At 57.5% G+C, this 17,478-nt stretch carries 18 protein-coding genes; 9 read left to right on the top strand and 9 right to left on the bottom strand.

Features of this window, described 5'->3' with window-relative positions; translation table 11 throughout:
* Window positions 1-7 precede the first annotated feature (7 nt).
* Window positions 8-1,432 (bottom strand): phospholipase D-like domain-containing protein, encoded by a 1,425-nt coding sequence (locus tag ACN0WW_RS08500; protein ID WP_417611398.1) that lies wholly within the window; start codon window positions 1,430-1,432, stop codon window positions 8-10.
* Window positions 1,433-1,581: 149 nt separating this feature from the next.
* On the opposite strand from ACN0WW_RS08500, the gene ACN0WW_RS08505 reads away from it, so the two are divergent.
* Both ACN0WW_RS08505 and ACN0WW_RS08510 read left to right on the top strand, forming a co-directional pair.
* Complete coding sequence (locus ACN0WW_RS08505) at window positions 1,582-2,403, top strand: mechanosensitive ion channel family protein (protein ID WP_417611400.1); 822 nt, start codon at window positions 1,582-1,584, stop codon at window positions 2,401-2,403.
* Between the two features lie 82 nt (window positions 2,404-2,485).
* Window positions 2,486-3,100 carry a GNAT family N-acetyltransferase gene (locus tag ACN0WW_RS08510; RefSeq protein ID WP_417611402.1) on the top strand — a complete coding sequence of 205 codons (615 nt, stop codon included), beginning with the start codon at window positions 2,486-2,488 and terminating at the stop codon, window positions 3,098-3,100.
* A 227-nt stretch (window positions 3,101-3,327) separates the two neighbouring features.
* Here ACN0WW_RS08510 and ACN0WW_RS08515 read toward each other — a convergent pair whose 3' ends face one another.
* Genes ACN0WW_RS08515 through ACN0WW_RS08530 form a run of 4 tightly spaced genes read right to left on the bottom strand, consistent with a single transcriptional unit; the run spans window position 3,328 to window position 6,758 of the window.
* The gene (locus ACN0WW_RS08515; protein ID WP_417611404.1) at window positions 3,328-4,626 is read right to left on the bottom strand and encodes a DUF2254 domain-containing protein; all 1,299 of its coding nucleotides are present in this window, start codon (window positions 4,624-4,626) and stop codon (window positions 3,328-3,330) included.
* Window positions 4,623-4,814, bottom strand: a complete 192-nt coding sequence (locus ACN0WW_RS08520) for a hypothetical protein (protein WP_417611406.1) — start codon at window positions 4,812-4,814, stop codon at window positions 4,623-4,625. The genes ACN0WW_RS08515 and ACN0WW_RS08520 overlap by 4 nt, the downstream gene beginning before the upstream one ends.
* Window positions 4,815-4,819: 5 nt before the next feature.
* The gene (locus tag ACN0WW_RS08525) at window positions 4,820-5,395 is read right to left on the bottom strand and encodes a DNA-3-methyladenine glycosylase I (protein ID WP_417611408.1); all 576 of its coding nucleotides are present in this window, start codon (window positions 5,393-5,395) and stop codon (window positions 4,820-4,822) included.
* A 37-nt stretch (window positions 5,396-5,432) separates the two neighbouring features.
* On the bottom strand, window positions 5,433-6,758 hold the full coding sequence (locus tag ACN0WW_RS08530) for a methyltransferase family protein (protein WP_417611410.1): 1,326 nt from the start codon (window positions 6,756-6,758) through the stop codon (window positions 5,433-5,435).
* A gap of 152 nt (window positions 6,759-6,910) precedes the next feature.
* Here ACN0WW_RS08530 and ACN0WW_RS08535 point away from each other — a divergent pair, with 152 nt between their 5' ends.
* A complete protein-coding gene (locus ACN0WW_RS08535; protein ID WP_417611412.1) occupies window positions 6,911-8,077 on the top strand; it encodes a PQQ-dependent sugar dehydrogenase in 1,167 nt (388 codons plus the stop codon).
* A gap of 18 nt (window positions 8,078-8,095) precedes the next feature.
* Here ACN0WW_RS08535 and ACN0WW_RS08540 read toward each other — a convergent pair whose 3' ends face one another.
* Entirely contained in the window at window positions 8,096-8,962 is an 867-nt protein-coding gene (locus ACN0WW_RS08540; RefSeq protein WP_417611414.1) for a DUF1499 domain-containing protein, read from the bottom strand.
* A 129-nt stretch (window positions 8,963-9,091) separates the two neighbouring features.
* Here ACN0WW_RS08540 and ACN0WW_RS08545 point away from each other — a divergent pair, with 129 nt between their 5' ends.
* The 5 genes from ACN0WW_RS08545 to acs all read left to right on the top strand — a co-directional run bounded on the left by ACN0WW_RS08545 (window position 9,092) and on the right by acs (window position 14,030).
* The gene (locus ACN0WW_RS08545; protein WP_417611416.1) at window positions 9,092-9,604 is read left to right on the top strand and encodes a GNAT family N-acetyltransferase; all 513 of its coding nucleotides are present in this window, start codon (window positions 9,092-9,094) and stop codon (window positions 9,602-9,604) included.
* A gap of 47 nt (window positions 9,605-9,651) precedes the next feature.
* Entirely contained in the window at window positions 9,652-10,212 is a 561-nt protein-coding gene (locus ACN0WW_RS08550) for a DUF1285 domain-containing protein (RefSeq protein ID WP_417611417.1), read from the top strand.
* Window positions 10,209-10,808 (top strand): CoA pyrophosphatase, encoded by a 600-nt coding sequence (locus ACN0WW_RS08555; RefSeq protein WP_417611419.1) that lies wholly within the window; start codon window positions 10,209-10,211, stop codon window positions 10,806-10,808. Before ACN0WW_RS08550 ends, ACN0WW_RS08555 begins: the two co-directional genes overlap by 4 nt.
* Window positions 10,805-11,995 (top strand): CCA tRNA nucleotidyltransferase, encoded by a 1,191-nt coding sequence (locus tag ACN0WW_RS08560; protein ID WP_417611421.1) that lies wholly within the window; start codon window positions 10,805-10,807, stop codon window positions 11,993-11,995. Before ACN0WW_RS08555 ends, ACN0WW_RS08560 begins: the two co-directional genes overlap by 4 nt.
* A 115-nt stretch (window positions 11,996-12,110) precedes the next feature.
* Window positions 12,111-14,030: an acetate--CoA ligase gene (gene acs / locus ACN0WW_RS08565; protein ID WP_417611672.1), complete on the top strand. Its 1,920-nt coding sequence runs from the start codon at window positions 12,111-12,113 to the stop codon at window positions 14,028-14,030.
* A gap of 125 nt (window positions 14,031-14,155) precedes the next feature.
* On the opposite strand, the gene ACN0WW_RS08570 is transcribed toward acs, so the two are convergent.
* The gene (locus ACN0WW_RS08570) at window positions 14,156-14,833 is read right to left on the bottom strand and encodes a nitroreductase (RefSeq protein WP_417611423.1); all 678 of its coding nucleotides are present in this window, start codon (window positions 14,831-14,833) and stop codon (window positions 14,156-14,158) included.
* A 134-nt stretch (window positions 14,834-14,967) separates the two neighbouring features.
* Here ACN0WW_RS08570 and ACN0WW_RS08575 point away from each other — a divergent pair, with 134 nt between their 5' ends.
* A complete protein-coding gene (locus tag ACN0WW_RS08575; RefSeq protein WP_417611425.1) occupies window positions 14,968-15,147 on the top strand; it encodes a hypothetical protein in 180 nt (59 codons plus the stop codon).
* Window positions 15,148-15,178: 31 nt separating this feature from the next.
* On the opposite strand, the gene ACN0WW_RS08580 is transcribed toward ACN0WW_RS08575, so the two are convergent.
* Together ACN0WW_RS08580 and ACN0WW_RS08585 are read right to left on the bottom strand one after the other, a co-directional pair.
* The gene (locus ACN0WW_RS08580) at window positions 15,179-16,939 is read right to left on the bottom strand and encodes a sodium:solute symporter family protein (protein WP_417611427.1); all 1,761 of its coding nucleotides are present in this window, start codon (window positions 16,937-16,939) and stop codon (window positions 15,179-15,181) included.
* 9 nt (window positions 16,940-16,948) lie between these two features.
* Window positions 16,949-17,242 (bottom strand): DUF4212 domain-containing protein, encoded by a 294-nt coding sequence (locus tag ACN0WW_RS08585; RefSeq protein ID WP_417611429.1) that lies wholly within the window; start codon window positions 17,240-17,242, stop codon window positions 16,949-16,951.
* Between the last annotated feature and the right edge of the window lie 236 nt (window positions 17,243-17,478).

Below are 17,478 nucleotides of genomic sequence, written 5' to 3' on the forward strand. Positions count from 1 at the left end.
AAGGGATTTAGGGCCGCCGCGAAACGATCCCGGCGAACGAATCGTCGGCGCGCTGAGGATCGAGAATATCATTTTCGGCCAGCCATTCATCGACAGCATTTACGTCCGGTATCTGATAAGCACGCAAGCTGCGGCCATCATGGCTCAGGCGCTTGATCGTCTCGATCAGTGACCCTGTCTCTTCTATAGATTTTCGAATATCGCTCTCGTTCACATCGAGATGCTCCGCCAGCAGGTCATTGCGAGTATGCGCAATCTGACCGGACACCCGACCATCACCATCTCCAGGCGCTTCCAAAGCAACGTCACATTCACTGTCAAAGCCCAGTGAACGGTTGTTGAAATTGGACGAACCAACCCGAAGATAGCGATCGTCCACGGTCAATATCTTGGCATGCACATAGATGGGCGTGCCCTCAGCGTTGAACGGGTGGAACATCTGAAAACGATTATATTCATCCCGCGTTTTCACGGCTTGATATAGGCGCGCACGTGTTGAATCCATGATTTCGGACTCGAGCCATCCCTCGGCGCTTTGCGGGTTGACGATGACCACCTCTGGCCCGTCTGGCTCTGACAAGCGCTCGGCAATCGCATTGGCTATTCGCGCAGACGCAAAATATTGGCTTTCAGCATAGATAAAATTCTTGGCAGCGGCGATCAGATCGAGACAGAGGCTTTCGATCTCGTAGACCCCCTCTTGGTCATCCATTTCCGGCAAGGTCCGCGCCAGTGCGATCTGGCAATCCGTGAACTCGGCATCCAGGTCTTTCGGCCAGCAGTCGGCCTTAGCGGTAACCCGCTTCGGCTCTTTCCCGCCCGCATCGTTCCAGTGTTGCACGGCATATTCGGCGAGGCCGCCAGCGATATCACCCTGCACCACCATCGCCGCATCATGCCATGGCCCTGCATCATTACCATCCGGCTGCAGCCGATAATCCTGATGCTCTTCATGGCTGCGTGTATCCCAGCGGTTATTGGCGACGTCGATCCCGCTACAAAATGCGGTATCCCCATCGATCACGATGACCTTTTGATGATGGGCCGCTCCCACAGGATGATGGGCGTCGAGCTTGAAATGGACCCGGGGGTGGAACAGCCAACGGGCCAGCGTCCACAGGCTGGAAGCACGAAACAGGGATTTCAGGGCACCGGTATCCCAGCGCAGCACGTATATGTCGAGATCGCGATTGTTTTTCAGCAGCCAGTCGAAATAAGCACCAATCCGCAATGGCCCGTCTGGCTCCTCGGCCGTATCATGCATTTGAACCCGCTCATCGAAATCCCAGCCCAGCAGCATGACTCGCTGCTTTGCCTGCGCAAGAGACTTGCGAACGGCGCGAAAATAATTTTCGCCGTCGATTAAAACGGCGGCACGCTCGGCATGCTCTACGCGCCAGCAATTTTCCCCGGGCTTAAACAGTTTCGACATGGGTAATTAACCTTTCCTGTCGGTTGCAGTTCCCGCTACCACAATATTATGTGCAACCAATCGGTTATTTCGGAGTTTCTCAACCCATGGACGACAAAGTAGACCAATCACTAAACACGCTTCAAATCTTAATCAGACAGCTACAATCAATGTGGCAAGGCATTGTCAGCCTGCTCCCCAGCCTGGTTATTGCCCTACTATTTCTGATCGTGACATGGATTGTCGCCAGATTTGCCACCAACATCGCCGATCGACTGACCTCCAAGATGGCCATGCGGCCGTCGCTGCGGGAGCTGGTCGAAACCCTCGTCCGCATTGCAATCTGGGCGGTCGGCTTGCTCGTGGCCTTGACCATTCTGCTGCCCGACCTGACCCCTGGCAGCCTGATCGCAGGCCTTGGCGTCGGTACGGTTGCTATCGGCTTCGCCTTTCAGGATATTTTCGAAAATTTCCTCGCCGGCATCTTGATCATGATCCGTGAGAAGATGAGAATAGGCGATTATATCCGCTGCGATGGTATCGAGGGCAGAGTCGAACAGATCATGCTTCGCGAAACCCATATCCGGAAAATGTCCAACGAACTGACGATCGTTCCCAATTCGATCCTGTTCAAAAATCCGGTCGAAATTTTGACCGACATGCAACAGAGGCGGCACGAAGTCGTGGTCGGCGTCTCGTACGACACGGATCTGGAAGAAGCCCGCGATGTTATCAGAACGGCGCTGGAATCATCCGACGCCACCGATGGTGATAAGAAGATCGATATCTTCGCCTGTGAATTCAACTCCAGCTCCGTCGACTTCAGACTGCGCTGGTGGTCCGGTTCGGCACAACGCGACATGCACGAAAGCCGCGATGAAGTCATTCGTGCGGTCAAGCGCGCGCTGGATGAAGCGGGTATCGAGATCCCCTTCCCGTATATCACGCATACCTTCAAGGAACCGGTTCCGATGGCTTCGCAGGGAGATTGATGTTATTCCTTGTCCCGCGCTGCGGCTGAGATAGACAGCTATCCTGCCAGACACTTCAAGCAGCCGGATGGGGAGAAACAGGGTGACGAAGCCATTCTCGTTCCAGAATCGCGTCCAGTCCGTGAATGCGAAGCTCGACAACGGCACCAGCATCTGCCTGCGACGCGTTCGCCATTCGGATCAGGAGTTGATCGAAAAAGGCATCAGCGAGATGTCGGACCAAAGCCGCTATTTGCGTTTCTTCTCCGGATCGAAAACGATGCCGCCATCGGTGGTGGAGCGGCTGGCCAATGCCGATGGCACCTTTCATCTGGCATGGGGTGTCGTCAATATGGACGACGACGGGCATCCCGCGATTGCCGTCGCGCATGTGTTTCGGGAGTCAGAAAACTCTGACCGGGGCGAATTTGCTATTGCTGTTCTGGATCAATATCACGGACAGGGCATCGCACGCATATTGATGACGGCGCTGTTTCTCGACTGCTATTGTGAAGGGCTGCGACAGTTGCAGATCGAAATGCTCCGCGACAACAAGAAGGCCTATCGGCTGATCCGGGCGATAAGCGGCACTGCCGGTATTACCGAAGGGTCGGTCGCTCAATATGACGTTGTGATCGAGGATGCTGTCTCTGCGCTGCGAAACATGGACCATCCGGCCGCCATTTCGGATGTCTTCGCCGCTTTCACTGCGGCCTGACAGCTGCGGATCATTCCATCGAAAAAAATTTCACGGCGAGGGAACCAAAAAAATCCGCCGGCGTTATCCCCGTAGAATCTATGGGCGATGTTCCAAGTTCACCTTCGACCCAGAGGTTTGCGCCAGAAAACGCGGTCCCGACGAGTAGCGTATATCGAGGACCGCGTTTTCTGGCCCATCATGCCGATTCAGCCCTTACAGAACCACCTTTTCCCACCCTGTGCCCGTTATTTCTCGCTGGTCTCCACGACCTTTTGCGACCGTGCTTTGAGGTCGGCAATGTCCGGTTCGTGAATAATTACCTCCTCTGCTCTCGCCAGCGCGTTGCGCGATGCTTCGGATGCGGTTGCGGAGAATAGCTCTGGCCAGGACTTGGCCAGCGCAAGCAGGCATAGCTGAATACGCTGCTGCACCTCGACCATCCCGGCACCGTCCCGGGCAATTTTGGTGAAAAAATCGGTAAAAAGGTCTCTGAGTTCTATCTCGGGACCATGCACGCGCTTAAATTTCGGTTCTTCAGGCTCTGCGCTCGATTGCGCAAGCGCCTCAAAACAGCGCAGCCCGCTGTCCAGCACGGAAATCGCCGTCCCGGGATCATTGACCGCCGGCGACAAAGCGCGGGACGCTATTTCGGACAGCACCACAAGGCCGAACCGGGGATCCTGATCGAAGCTGCGGTCATGCTCGATCAATATGGCGTCCCGGAACGGCTGCGGATCCACTTCTATTGCTTTCTGTCCCTTCAGATAGAGCAAGGGACGCGCGGGATATACGAGCTTGCCGGGGTGTATGGCGAGATACACGGTAACGCCATGTTCTTCGGCCGTTTCTTCCAGCGCCTCCAGATCAATCGATGTGACAACACCGCTCGAAATATCGCACTGCAGAGAGATTGCATCCTCCGGAATATCAACCGGCGGCTGCGCATTCAAATACGGATGCTGGCCATGCCAACGCAGAGCTTTCGCGGTAGCTTTCTCGACCCGCTCGATCAGATCATTCATCCGCCCGAACGTGGACAGCTGCTGAATCCAGTTGATCAGGGTCCCGGTGATCAAAACAATGACCGCAATCGTCGCGAAGAACAGGATAATCCGGCCACGGTTGTCATAGAAGCCGGCCGACAAGCCAATAATGCCGACAATGCTGAATAGAAACGTGCCCAGAAAGGTCGAAAGCGCATTCTGCGACCGGTCATCGGCAAGCATGAGAGCGATCGTCCGGGGCGTCGCAGTACTGGTAGCCGACCCATAGGCCGAGACCATGATGGAAACAGAAAAGGCAATGACCGCGAGCATGCTCGATGCCAGGATTTTCAATATGCCGCCAACCGAGCCGCTCGCCAACTCAAGGTCCGATTTGTAGGGAACCAGCGGACCAATCCATTCCGCAGCGGTCGCGGCTAAGATCGCAGCCAGACTGAACAGCATCGCCCGAAACCAGATTTTTTCCGGCAGTCGCGAAATATATTTCCGCACTTCCAGTATCAAGCGCGTCCCTTCACCAGCTTTGCGAATACGCGTCATTCCATCACCCGTTCGATCCAGTGCCTTGTTGGACGCTTGTTTTTCATCCTCGACATGTGGTCCTGATAGCCCGTTTTATTTGCGCCGACCAGCGGGGTTTCCTGCCTTCGGTGGTTAAAGCGTATATCAGCGAAGGCGCTGACCATATTGCGCTGGAAAAACCTGCAATTGGCCTGTTCATCGATCATCACGATCACGCTTTCCAGCAGCCGGCGAGATGGTCGTCGGTCATCCCGATGGCCTGCATATAGGCGTATATGATGGTGCTGCCGACAAAACTCATACCGCGCTTCTTGAGGCTTTTTGAAATCACGTCGCTGACCGGAGAACTAGTCGCCATATCAGCGAACCGCTGCGGCCGGTTGACCGGCGGATCGCCGTCGAGATGGTCCCATAGCCACGCATCGAAGCTGCCAAACTCCCGCTGTATATCCAGAAATACGCGGGCATTTTTGCGCACAGAGTAAATTTTGAGACGGTTGCGAATGATCGCCGGCTCGCTCCGCAAAGCTTCGAGTTCTGCATCCTCCATGCGAGCACAGCGCGCTATATCGAATCCGTGAAAGGCGCATCGATAACCCTCCCGCTTGCGCAAGACGGTCTCCCAGCTCAAACCCGCCTGAGCGCCTTCAAGAATCAGATTTTCGAACAGCAAACGGTCGTCATGCACCGGCACGCCCCATTCCCGGTCGTGATAGTCGCCGTAAAATTCTTTGCCTGCCTGTCCGCCGAAACAGCGATGCTTTCCGTCGGTTCCAACCACTGTCATACAGATCAACTAGCCGGTCTGTTCGGCTCCGACAATTTTATTCAGCCGGCTGAATTTCCGGTTCGCGGTCTCGCTCCGCCGGCCACCAGCCGATCCTCCGCTTGGCCCAGTTGACCGCCCGAGGAATTGGCGCATTGCGATCCATCCATTCGGCATATTCCTTGTAGACGGGATCACTCAGCAGATGCTTCTCCTCGGTCTTGGCGCGCCAGTAATAGACGCCGCTGACCACGGCCATCAGCGCCGTGTTGCGGACACTGTCGGCAAAGCTGCCAGACGTCACCAGAAACGGCATGCTGACCAGCCACCAGTAGATATTCTTGGCAACATAAGCCGGATGCTTGGTCCAGCTATAAGGGCCGTGAGTGAGAATGCCGCGATGGGTAAGGTTGGAAAAGCGCAGGCCAAAGGCAACGGTTGCCCAGGCATAGACGCCCGTGAGGAAAACCAAAATTGCACCCCACACCGCCAGGATGGTTTCCCGGCCCTGCAGCCAATAAGCCCACTCGGCGATATTTACGTGATAGTTCAGCGGGCCGTTATCGCCCATGAGGATGAAAGGCGGATAACACATCAGCGCAGCGACCCATCCGGCAAGATAGGGGTTGGCAGTGCGGATATGCGAATCGAGAGGCTTCATGGTCAGCAGATATCCAACCGTTGCAAACTGGACGTCGACCACGAACATCGCAACGATCAGCCAGCGCGCGATCGCCACTGGATCACCGGCGATTTCATTGAAATCCACCCGGATCAAATCGCCGAAGCCGCCGGGAACGATCGAGATCATGAACGCCAGAAAGAAGCCCTTCACTGCCCATGCCCGCAAATGATGGTACACCTGCTCTCGATCGGATTCGCTCTTTCCGCCGATCAACAGCTGGCCGAAATGCCAGGCCCCGTCTCGCGGTTCGATGGTGAAGCGGTCCATGAACAGCACATAAGGGATAGATAGCAGAAACAGCCAGGGCGCTGCCGCCTCCATCATTTGCATGGCAAATTGATACTGCCCCGTCCAATACCAGCGTCCGATACAATAGATCGTTCCGATCATACCCCAGGTTGCCCAGAGACCAGCCAGTTTGACCAAGCTGATATCGAACGTGTCTTTCAGCTTTTTCGGGTTGCTCCAGTCGATACCCGTCGTCGGGCGCAAATGCACCTTGTCTCTCAACAGCGACCACAACACCATCGGGACCCCGCAGGCGAAACAAGCAGCAAGCGCCGAATAGGGGCCATCCATGCCATATTGGCGGGCGATCAGAATCCAGCAGGTGAGACCAATCAGACCAGCAACTCCCACGCCATGTGAAACTGCCGAGGTGGGGCGAGGGTCATCCGTGCTTAATTTTCTCTCAAACATGCGGATGGATTAACCGCTAATGGTAAGCAAGCGGTGAACGGAGCAAAACTATATAAAAATCCTCGGATTCACCTAGGCAATTCGGGCGCGCTACTCTATATTGCGGAACAAAGGTGGCTGGGATCAATTGGATGATAAAACACGGGAATCTTATGAGGAATATCGGACTTTCGCTCTCGATTGCGATCTTCGTGGTTGCTTGCTCCAATGGCGACGATGCGCGGGCATCGGGCAGCACCTCTGAAGGGATGCAAGCGAAGACCGATATTTCACCGGTTGATCGCAAGCCTTTTGAGTCCACCGAAATTGCCAGTTTCGATGAGCCGTGGGCCATGACTTTCCTGCCCGATGGACGCATGCTGGTAAGCGAAAAAGCGGGCAAGCTGCAGCTGGTTGACGCCAAGGGAAAGAAAACCGAAGTCAGCGGCGTGCCGGAAGTTGATTATGGCGGTCAGGGCGGGTTCGGCGATGTCGTCCTCTCCCCCGATTTTGCGACCAGCAAAATGGTCTATCTGAGCTGGGTGGAAGCGGGTGATAAAGACACGCGCGGGGCCGTGGTTGGGCGCGCCAAGCTTGATCTCGATGGCGAGAAACCGGCCTTGAAGAATCTCGAAACCATCTGGACGCAAAAGCCGAAGGTCACCGGTAGAGGACATTTTTCTCACCGGATCGCCTTTTCCCCCGATGGCGAATATCTTTTCATCGGCTCGGGCGAGCGGCAGAAATTTGACCCGGCCCAGGATATGTCCGCCAATCTTGGCAAAATCGTAAGGCTCTATCCGGACGGCACCGTTCCCAAGGACAATCCGTTTGTCGACAGGGAAGGTGCACTTCCCGAGATCTGGTCGCTGGGCCACCGCAATATTTTGGGCATCGCGTTCGACAGCGAAGGCCGTTTGTGGAATCAGGAAATGGGTCCGAAGGCCGGGGACGAACTGAACCTGGTCCAGCGTGGCGCCAATTATGGGTATCCCTTCGTCTCGGAAGGCGATCATTATGATGGCAAGAAAATACCCAATCATGATACCCGCCCGGAGTTTGAAGCACCGAAAGTGGCATGGGTTCCGACCATCGCGCCGAGCGGGCTGATCTTCTATTCCGGGGATATCTTTCCTGCATGGAAAGGCAGCGCCTTCATCGGTGGCCTTGCCAGCCAGGCGCTCATCCGGGTGAGCTTCGATGGTGATACCGCCAAAGAAGCGGAACGCTTCCTGATGGGTGAACGGATCCGTGAAGTGGAACAGGGCCCGGACGGCGCAATCTACGTCCTGGAAGACGGCAAAGATGGCCGGTTGCTCAAGCTGACGCCAACCAAATAGGTCGGCGCCAACCGATTATTATTGCGAAGCCGTGGTCGTCGTTCCGGACAGGTCACTGAGGAAACGGCGTACGCGCTTTGCATTGGCACCCAGATCATGGACACCGACCCGGCTCACTGAGCGCATGTCGATAATGCTGGCCGCACCATTTTCCACCGGACGCGCACGGATGACAACATCGTCTTTAAAGCGGAACAGCGAGATTGTAGCGGTCGCCTCAAGCTTGCCCGCAGCCTCGTCGACATTGACGATTTTCCAGCCGCGATCCTCTGCCAGCCTTTTTGCTTTTTCGATCACCACCGCCACTGGTTGGTCGATACGCACCGACCGGATATCCGGATAGGCATCCTGATGAACCGTTGCCCAGCGCTGGCGAGGGTTCATGCCTCTCATGCTATCGTCATCCGCCCCCGGAATATTATCCCAATTGTCGTCGCGCAGCGAGAGAACCTGAAACTGGGGCGGGTCAGCAAGATCAGTGGTGATGTCATGAATGGCCGGAAGGGTCACGATAGCGACGCCATAAGGAACCATGAAAGCCATGAAGCCAAGCGTCGCCAGCAAACCCAGCCCCATCAAAGGCCATCTTGTCTTGCGCCCTTTGCGCCGGTTCAGGGCGATAAATATGATCGCCAACACCAATGTGATCAAAGCGATCAGCAGGATCCAGGGTATCGCCGCCAGACCGGCTTGCCAGCCCCACAGGCCCAGACCGCTGCCGGCGGCCGCGATAAAGAACGCCAACGGCGCGCCAACGCCGAGCACTGCGATCAGCCAGCCCTTGGGATCGCGGCGCAGGGATGAGGCCCGCGCGGGCTTTGCGGGATCGGCTGCAGACGTTTTGTCGCCCGTCGATGGTTCGGTCGCCCGTTTCTGTTCCGTCACACACAAACTCCCTTAAAAGATCAATCTTTTAGCTGGTGCTTGGCAATCATGCAATTGCAACCTATGCGGCTCGACTTTTGCACTAAAGCGGAGTAGCGCGCGCTTTTCCAGCTATACGAGACCAACGACTTGACCACCATCATACCCCTCGCCGAAATCGATCCGCAACTTGTCGACGCCCTGCTTGACTCGGCCTTTGGCGAAGACCGTCATGATCGCACGGCCTACAAGGTGCGCGAAGGCATGGATATGCTCGAAGGGCTGTCACTGGCCGCCGTGGATCAGGATAAACATGAATTGCTCGGATCGATCCAGTGCTGGCCCATCGCCCTGACCGATGAACAGGGCAAGATGCACCCGATGATCATGGTCGGTCCGGTCGCAGTCTACCCCGATTTTCAGCGTGAGGGCATTGGCCGTGCCATGATGACGGCGCTGCTCAACGAAATTCAACCGGAAGCCCCGCTGCCTTTGGTGTTGATCGGCGATCCCGAATATTATGAGCGATTCTTCGATTTCACCGCAGAGGGTACTCGCGGCTGGACATTGCCGGGCCCTTGGGAACCATCCCGGCTGCTGGTCAGGTCCGGCAAGAATATTCCGTTGCCCAAAACCGGGACGCTTGGCCCCTGGAAGCGATAGCGAGTCTAAAGCTTTACAGAAATGGCGCCGGGCAATAGTCCGTTGGGATGCCTTATACACCACCTCCCGAACTGGCCTCTCTTTCGATCGCGGAAATCGCCGAGCTGGCCGAGGCACAGAAATTGCCTCCGGTCGATCAATGGGATCCGAAGGAGACGGGCGACAGCGAAATGCAAATCGCTGCGGATGGCACCTGGTACCATCAGGGCGATCCAATCCTGCGGCCGGCAATGGTCCGCGCGTTTTCGACTATCCTGCGGCGGGAAGAAGACGGCAGCTACGCCCTGGTGACACCCTATCAAAAGCTCAGCATTCAGATCGACGATGCACCGTTTGTGGCGGTGGAACTGGAAAGTGAGGGCAAAGGCGCAGAGCGGACGCTGGCATTCCGGCTCAACACCGATCATCTGGTGGTCGCCGATGCCAGTCATCCGCTCAGATTTGGAGCGGATAAACCACAGCCCTATCTGACAGTCCGCCGCGGTCTCGAAGCGGTGCTGGCGCGTCCGGTCTATTATCAGCTGGCGGAACTGGCGCTGGAAGAGGATGCCGACCCCATCGGCATCTGGTCGGCAGGCACGTTTTTCCCGATGGTGGTCGGTTCATGACATTGCGCGACCGGCTCGAAAAAGCGCTGGTAAAAGGCCATGAAAGTGACCTCGACCATCTGCTGTACAACGAACGCGATCATATTGACGATCTCAAATTGTTGCGCGATGCCGCAGTGCTGATCGCGGTAACCGATCGCCCCGATCCCGGTGTGATCTTCGTCCAGCGACCACGGCACATGCGCAATCACCCCGGCCAGGTTGCCTTTCCCGGCGGCAAGATTGATCCAGAGGACGAGGATGCCATCGATGCGGCACTGCGGGAAGCCCATGAAGAAGTCGCACTCGAGCGCCGTCACGTCGATGTCATCGGTCTGACCGACAGTTTCCAGTCGGGCAGCGGTTACAATATACAGCCGGTATTGAGCGTCATTCCTCCCGATCTGCCCTTTGTCGCAGAGCCCAGCGAAGTCGAAAGCTGGTTCGAAGCACCGCTCGATTTCCTGCTCGACCCCAAAAACCGCACCGTCCACGAAGGCACATGGAACGGGCGCAAGCGGCATTATTATGAGATTTTCTGGCAGGATTATCGTATCTGGGGGATTACCGCAGGCATTTTGAACAATCTCGGCAAGAGGCTCGGCTGGGAACCATGAAACTGCCGCCATCAGACTGGACAGAAAGACGCGGCCTCGCGGCCCTGATTGCAGCGCTCGATGGACAAACGCGCTTTGTCGGCGGAGCTGTTCGGGACAGCTTGCTCGGCGTTGCTGTAAAAGACGTGGATATCGCAACGCCTCTACTGCCCGACGATGTTGTCAAGCGGCTCGAGGCAGCCGCAATCAAGGTCATTCCATCCGGCATTGACCATGGCACGGTCACTGCGATCCTGCCCGATGGGCCCGTCGAAATTACTACACTTCGCCGCGATGTATCAACCGACGGCCGCCGGGCAACCGTCGCGTTCAGCGACGATTGGCGGGAAGATGCCGCGCGGCGCGACTTCACGATCAACGCGCTTTTCGCCGATCCGCAAACAATGGAGATTTTCGACTATTTCGGCGGCCTTGATGACCTCAAGCAGCGGCGGATCCGCTTTATCGGTTCAGCAGCCGAACGGATCGCCGAAGACCATCTCCGGATCATGCGCTACTTCCGCTTTCTGGCCCGCTTCGGACAAGACGAACTTGAAACCGAAGCCTTTCAGGCCTGTGTGGATGCAGCGCCAAAGCTCAGGCAATTATCGCGGGAACGGATCGCCGATGAGCTGCTGAAATTGCTTGCTACCGACGATCCCCGGCTTGCCATCGGCAAAATGCTGGAGGGGAAGATTTTTGACCATATCGTGGCCGAAACAGACGATAAGGCAGCGCCCATTCTGAACCGGCTGGTCACCCGCGAACAGGCCCACAGCATTGCGCCGAGCGCAGTCCGACGGCTGGTCGCCTTGCTGCCGAAAGACAGCGAGACCCAAGGCACAATCGCCAAAAGCCTGAAGCTATCAAAAAAAATGCAGCGCGCGATTGTCGAGCGCTCCGCGGGACATGGCGCCACCAACATCCGCGCGCTTGCCTATCGCACCAGCGTCGAGACCGCCCGCGATATAGCTCTGCTGTTTGCCGACGATGACGCTTTGCCAGAAATGCTGGGCTACCTTGAGAACTGGCAGCCGCCCGTTTTCCCGCTGACCGGAGGCGACCTGATCAAGCGCGGCCTGAAACCCGGTCCGGTTGTAACCAGAAAGCTGGCGACCATCGAACAGGCCTGGATCGACCATGATTTTCCCGATGAAAATTGGGTGACCGAATTTGCCGACGGCCTTGATTTCAGCGGCCGGACATGAGCAAAGTCATGCAGAGATTCGAACGATAAGGATGGGGCGAATACGACCCTGTTGAACGAGCAGACAAGAGAGGCAGCAAATGACAGAGGCTCCGGATAAAAATAACCAGGCGGAAATGATCGCATCGCCCCGCCCCGATGACGACACCCATTGCACCGCTGCAGACTATGACCGGCTGTACCGCGAAAGCATCGACGATCCCGACACATTCTGGTCCCGGCAGGCCGAACGACTGGACTGGCAAAAAACGCCCACCACGATAGCCAACTGGTCCTACAATCCCGTCTCGATCAAATGGTATGAAGATGGCGTCCTGAACATCTGTCACAACGCCGTCGATCGCCATGTCGCCGCCGGCAAGGGCGATGACACCGCGCTGATTTTCGAACCCGACCATCCGAAATCGCCCGGCCGCACGATCAGCTATGCGGAGCTGCAGTCTGAAGTCATCACCATGGCCAATTGTCTCAAAAAGCTGGGCGTCAAAAAGGGCGACCGCGTCACCATCTACATGCCGATGATCCCGGAAGGCGCTTTTGCCATGCTTGCCTGCGCCCGAATCGGCGCGATTCACAGCGTGGTTTTTGGCGGCTTTTCGCCGGATGCCCTCGCTGGCCGGATCGAGGATTGCGACAGCAAGTTCGTGATCTGCGCCGATGCCGGCCGCCGCGGTGGCAAGGCGGTCCCGCTCAAAACCAATGTTGACGCCGCGCTGGAAAAGGTCGCCGTCGATGCCGTGCTGGTGATCAACCATACGGACAGCGATGTCGCCATGACCGAAGGACGCGACCACTGGTATCATGAGCTCAAGACCGATGTCCCGGATGACTGCCCTTGCGAGCCTATGAACGCAGAGGACCCGCTGTTCATTCTCTATACCTCGGGCTCGACCGGCAAGCCGAAGGGCGTGCTGCACACCACCGGCGGCTATGCGGTCTGGGTCGCGACCACCTTTCACCATGTGTTCGACTATCAGCCGGGTGAAGTCTTCTGGTGCTCGGCCGATATCGGCTGGGTCACCGGCCACAGCTATATCGTTTACGGTCCGCTGATCAACGGTGCCACCCAGGTGATGTTCGAGGGCGTCCCCAACTATCCGGATTTCGGCCGTTTCTGGGAAGTGGTCGCGAAGCACAAGGTCAATATCTTCTACACCGCCCCGACCGCGATCCGCGCGCTGATGCGCGAAGGCGATGGCCCGGTGAAAGCGCACGACCGCTCTTCGCTGCGCCTGCTCGGCACCGTCGGTGAACCGATCAACCCGGAAGCCTGGCGCTGGTATTATGATTTGGTTGGAGAGGGAAAGTCGCCAATCGTCGACACCTGGTGGCAGACCGAGACGGGCGGTATCATGATCACCACCCTGCCCGGTGCGCATGGCATGAAACCCGGCAGCGCCGGCAAGCCCTTTTTCGGCGTCCAGCCGCAACTGGTGGATGGCGATGGCAAGGTACTGGATGGCGCGACCGACGGCAATCTGTGCATCACCGCCAGCTGGCCGGGACAGGCGCGCAGCGTCTATGGCGACCACGAACGCTTCATCCAGACCTATTTCACGACCTACAAGGGCAAATATTTCACCGGCGACGGCTGCAAGCGCGACGCCGATGATTATTACTGGATTACTGGCCGGGTCGACGACGTCATCAATGTCTCGGGGCACCGCATGGGCACGGCGGAAGTCGAATCCGCGCTGGTCTCACACCCCAAGGTCGCCGAGGCGGCGGTGGTCGGCTATCCCCACGATATCAAGGGACAGGGGATCTACTGCTATGTCACGCTGAACGCGGGCGAAGAAACATCCGATGAACTGGTCACCGAACTGCGCAATCATGTCCGCAAGGAAATCGGTCCCATCGCCACGCCCGACCATCTGCACCTGACGCCGTCGCTGCCCAAGACCCGCAGCGGCAAGATCATGCGCCGCATCCTGCGCAAGATCGCCGAGAATGAACATGGGGCGCTGGGCGATACGTCGACGCTCGCCGATCCGGACGTGGTCGATTCGCTGGTCGAAGGCCGGCTGAACAAGTAGCGGTGTAACTGTGCTCCGCACTCGATGCGGAGCTCTGGCGGCCAGAATTGCTGCTTACAGCACAGGGCTCCGCATCAAGTGCGGAGCACATCGCGTGTGCCTGCGCAGGGGCACGCAAGCCTTATCTACCCGTCAAACCCGACAAATGTCACCGCCTCATCGACCGACTTGCGCGTCGACACCACCGCATTGGCCGGGAAATCGTCGTCCGGCCAACCCAGCGCGATGCTCTTCATGATCACCTGGTCATCGGCAATCCCGGCATGTTCGCGCACCACCGGCGACTGCATGATACCCTGGCTATTAATCACCGTGCCCAGCCCGCGCGACCACGCCGCATTGACCAGAGCCGTCGCCACCGCACCGCAGTCAAAGGGCGTGTCGTCGCTGCCATCGACCGCGCGATCATAGGTGATGATCACGCAAACCGGCGCATCGAACTGGCGGAAGCCGCGCATCACCCAGTCCTGCCGCGCTTCCTTGTCATCGCGCTCGATCCCCATCGCCGAAAACAGCTGCTTCGCCACCCCGATCTGCCGCTCGCGATGCGCGCCAGCAAAGGCTTCACCGGTGCGAAACTCCCGGGACTGCGGCACACCGGCCAGCATCCGCTCGGTATTGCCTGCCCGGATTTTCTCCAGCGGCTCACCGGTGATCACATAGAAATTATAGGGCTGCGTGTTCATCGACGAAGGCGCGCGCATCGCCAGTTTCAGGATTTCCTCGATCAGTTCCCTCGGCACCGGGTCCGGCTTATATCCGCGGATGCTGCGGCGGCCGAAGACAACTTCATCAAACTGCATGTGAGGCTCCATTTATGAATGTCCGTCGGAGCTAGCGGACAAAAGGCCCTCTGCAAAGCCCGCTGTTGCCAGCGGTCGAGCGTGCCGGATTCTAATTGGGTGCACGCCCCCGATAATCTGCTAGGCCGGAATATATGAAAGACCATTTCGAACGCCACAAGCAACCCTGGACCAGCGAAGAGATCCAGAAGCTGCACGCCTTTGGCAAAAAGGGCATGACCCTCAAGGCCATTTCCAAGGCGCTAACCCGCAGCGAGGAATCTATTCGGACGCGGGCCAAGCTGGACAAGCTGAAAATCGCCAAGAAACGCTGAACTCGAATGCGGCTGGCGGGATAGCCTCAACCTAATCTGAACTTCGAGGCACCCGGATCTTGTCGACCAGCCAGCCGATCTCCCTCGGCGGCGCGCTGGTGAACCGAGCCACCGCAATCGCCACCGCAAAATTCAGCAGCATCCCGATCACGCCAATCCCCTCGGGTGAAATGCCAAACAGCCAATTGGCTGCAACATTGCTCTCCGGCGACCAGAGCTTGAACCAGCCGATATAGAGGAAGGTAAAGCTCAGGCCGGTCACCATTCCGGCAATCGCGCCTTCGCGGTTCATCCGCTTGGAGAAAATGCCCATGAAGATCGCCGGGAACAGGGACGCGGCAGCCAGGCCGAAGGCAAACGCCACCACCTGTGCCACCCAGCCGGGCGGATAGATACCGAGATAACCGGCGACGACAATCGCGGCGGTCGCCGCGAGCCGCGCCGCCAGCAATTCTCCCTTCTCGGTAATCTGCGGCCGGAAGGTGCTCTTCAGCAGATCATGACTGATCGACGAGCTGATCACCAGCAACAGACCAGCCGCTGTCGACAGCGCCGCCGCCAGACCGCCCGCCGCGACCAGCGCGATCACCCATCCCGGCAGATTGGCAATCTCGGGATTGGCCAGCACCATGATATCGCGGTCGACATAGACTTCATTCGGATTGTGGTCAGCCGCTGCATTGGAGACGATCCGTTCGCCGCTCGGACCGGTGCTGTCCGCAAACACGGGCGCACCCTGAAACGGATCGCCCTTGCCCAGCTGCATCTGGCCGTCGCCATTCTTGTCGCGCCAGGCGATCAGGTCGTTGCTTTCCCAGTTCTTGAACCATTCCGGCGCCTGGGAATATTCCACATTGTTGACGCTATCGATGAAATTGAGCCGGGCAAAGGCACCGACAGCGGGCGCCGTCGTATAGAGCAAGGCGATAAACACCAGCGCCCAGCCCGCCGACTTGCGGGCATCTGATGCCTTGGGCACGGTGAAGAAGCGCACGATCACATGCGGCAGGCCCGCCGTTCCGACCATCAGCGCAGCGGTAATGCAAAAGACATCGATCGTCGACTTTTCGCCGCTGGTATAGGCCGCAAAGCCCGTGTCCTGCAGCACCAGATCGAGCTTCTGCAGCACATAGAGTCCGGAGCCGTCATTGACCGTCGAGCCCAGCCCCAGCTGCGGCACCGGATTGCCGGTGATCAGAAAACTGATGAAAAAGGCCGGCACCATATAGGCGAAGATCAGCACGCAATATTGTGCGACCTGCGTATAAGTGACACCCTTCATGCCGCCGAGCACCGCATAGACAAAGACGATCGCCATGCCGATGATCACGCCGAGATTGATCGGCACATCGAGAAAGCGGGAAAAGACGATGCCGACGCCGCGCATTTGCCCGGCGATATAGGTGAAGCTGATAAAGATCAGGCAGATCACGGCGACGACGCGCGCGGCCTTTGAATAATAACGCGTGCCGATAAAATCCGGCACGGTGAACTGGCCGAACTTGCGCAGATAGGGGGCGAGCAGCAGCGCTAGCAGCACATAGCCGCCGGTCCAGCCCATCAGATAGACCGAGCCGTCATAGCCGGAGAAAGCGATGATCCCGGCCATCGAGATGAAGCTCGCCGCGGACATCCAGTCGGCCGCAGTCGCCATGCCGTTGACCACCGGATTGACCCCGCCGCCGGCCACATAAAATTCGCTGGTCGAGCCCGCGCGTGAGGCAATCGCAATCCCGATATAAAGCGCGAAGGACAGGCCGACGAACAGATAGATAAGCGTCTGGGTCGCCATCAGCCGCGCTCAGTCATCGAGATCATATTGCCGCTCGATCCGCTTCATCCGGATGCTGTAGAACAGGATCAGCAGAATGAAGACATAGATCGAACCCTGCTGGGCAAACCAGAAACCGAGCGGATAACCGCCAATCGCAAATTGATCGAGAAAATCGCGGAAGAGAATCCCCGCGCCGAAGGAAACGACAAACCAGATCGACATCAACGTACACAGCAAGCGGATATTCTGCGACCAGTAAGCCGTTTCATTGGCGCTGGTCGCGCCGTCCTGCTCGGGCGCATCCAGACTTTTGTCGGACATTGGCCTCCCCCTTTTTTTGTTCTTGCCGCTCAAGCTAGGGGGTAAGGCCGGATTGCGCAAATAGGTTTTGTAGTTAGACACCCTCTCCCGTGAGGGAGAGGGATGTGGAGACTTGGCAGCTTGCCTGCCTAGTCGGAGCTGGGTGAGGGTGTACGAAACTAAAGAGGGCAGAACACCCTCATCCAAGTCCGCCTAGTCCGCTTCGCGAATAAGGCTTCCTATCCTTCTCCCTCACG

This window comes from Parasphingorhabdus sp. (assembly GCF_048269865.1).
Classification (GTDB): Bacteria; Pseudomonadota; Alphaproteobacteria; order Sphingomonadales; family Sphingomonadaceae; genus Parasphingorhabdus.